General features: G+C 59.6%; 1 protein-coding gene and 1 tRNA gene. Both read left to right on the forward strand.

What is annotated here, in order from left to right; translation table 11 throughout:
- The coding region (locus tag ETC02_RS17565) for a hypothetical protein (protein WP_216367880.1) at window positions 1–204 on the forward strand (204 nt) is incomplete at its 5' end.
- A gap of 110 nt (window positions 205–314) precedes the next feature.
- A tRNA-Ile gene (locus ETC02_RS17020) sits at window positions 315–388 on the forward strand.
- Window positions 389–428: the final 40 nt, after the last annotated feature.

Below are 428 nucleotides of genomic sequence, written 5' to 3' on the forward strand. Positions count from 1 at the left end.
AAAAGCGAAGGCCGCCCGCCTATCGGCGAAACGCGCTGGAGGGCCTGCGAGGAGGCTGTTGCCGCCGCAGCAGGACCGAAGCGTCGCGAGCCGATGGCGGCCGGAGCTAGACAGTACGAAAAGCGGAGGCGAGCGTTTCGCCGCGATGGGCAAATGTTCTTCGCCTGCAAGGGTGCTTGCACCCGGAAGGCGAAGGTTATTTGACCCCGAGCGGCGGCGAGCCGGAGCTAGACAGAATTTCTTGACAAAACCTATCGGTTTGATTATAATGACGCTTGTCGTTTTGTTTAGTTTTGAGGGGACTTTCCCTCCATGGGCCTATAGCTCAGCTGGTCAGAGCGCACGCCTGATAAGCGTGAGGTCGGTGGTTCAAGTCCACTTAGGCCCATCGGTTGCGGGGCCTTAGCTCAGCTGGGAGAGCGCCTGCT

It is taken from the genome of Geobacillus sp. DSP4a (assembly GCF_013096875.1).
Lineage (GTDB): Bacteria > Bacillota > Bacilli > Bacillales > Anoxybacillaceae > Geobacillus > Geobacillus thermophilus.